The 1340-nt window shown below is 66.6% G+C and carries 1 protein-coding gene; it reads right to left on the bottom strand.

The annotated features are described in order from the left end of the window. The coding region (locus tag G9H71_RS22685; RefSeq protein ID WP_331273211.1) for a glycoside hydrolase family 2 TIM barrel-domain containing protein at window positions 1-1340 on the bottom strand (1340 nt) is incomplete at both ends.

Below are 1340 nucleotides of genomic sequence, written 5' to 3'. Positions count from 1 at the left end.
CCATGGCGTGGGAGTACTCGATGAGCACGAACGGCCGCTCGTCGCTGCTGCTCTCGGCGTAGCTCTTGATCGCGTTGGGCCGCGTGTACATCTGACTCGTGAAGTCGGATACGCGAGCCGGGCTTCCGCCGCCCTCGTACTGCACAGGGCGCATCGGGTCGTAGGACTTCACCCAGTCGTACATCTTGTCGAAGTTGGTGCCGTAGCCGGCCTCGTTGCCGAGCGACCAGATGATGACGCTGGGGTGGTTCTTGTCCCGGTGGACCATGTCCTGGATCCGCTGCAGGACGTTGGCCGTGAGCTCGGGGTGGCCTGTGGGGATCGACTCGCGGGCGCCGTGCGTCTCGAGGTTGGTCTCGTCGAGGACGTAGAGGCCGTACTCGTCGGCGAGCTCGTACCAGATCGGGTTGTTCGGGTAGTGCGACGTGCGGACCGCGTTGATGTTGTTGCGCTTCATGATCGAGATGTCCTCGACCATCTCGGCGCGCGTCACGGCCCGGCCGTTCTCCGGCGACATCTCGTGCCGGTTCACGCCGCGGATCGAGAGCAGCTTCCCGTTGACCAGCATGACGTGCCGGTCCTCATCCATCCGGATCTCACGCAGCCCGGTGCGGCTCGAGACCGTCTCGATCACGGCCCCACTGCCGTCCTTGACCTGCAGCACGGTCGTGTAGAGGTTCGGGTGCTCCGCCGACCACAGCTTCGGCGCCGGGACCGCCTTCTTCCCCGAGCCGGCCTGGTCCTCGCCCGGCTCGTCGGTGTCCATGTCGACCGGGATGCTCAGCGGCGAGTCCCAGACCGGCTTCTCGGCCGCGTCGTACAGCATCGCCTCGACGCTGTAGTCGCCCGCCGCTCCGCCCTGGTAGTCGCGCAGGGAGACGTCGACGTCGACCGCGGCCGCCGTGTAGTCCTCGCTCAGCGGCGTCCGGACCCGGAAGTCGCGCAGGTGCACCTGCGGGGTGGACATGAGGTAGACGCTGCGGAAGATGCCGGCCAGCCGGATCATGTCCTGGTCCTCGAGCCAGGACCCGTCGGACCAGCGGTAGACCTCGACGGCGATGGAGTTCTTCCCCGCGTGGAGGTACTTCGTGATGTCGAACTCCGAGGAGTCGAAGCTGGACTCTCGGTAGCCCACCTTCTGCCCGTTGACCCAGACGTAGAACGCCGACTCGACGCCGTCGAAGTGCAGGAAGGTGCGCCGCCCGTCCCAGCCCGCCGGCAGCGTCATGGTCCGGCGGTACTGCCCGACGGGGTTGTAGCGCGTGGGCGCGAAGGGGTACGGCGGGTTCTCGTAGTTCCCGTTGGACCCGGTGAAGGGGTACGTGATGTTGGTGTAGATC

Source organism: Motilibacter deserti (genome assembly GCF_011250635.1).
In the GTDB taxonomy this organism is placed as follows: Bacteria; Actinomycetota; Actinomycetes; order Motilibacterales; family Motilibacteraceae; genus Motilibacter_A; species Motilibacter_A deserti.
This window is presented reverse-complemented; position numbering and strand designations above follow the sequence as displayed.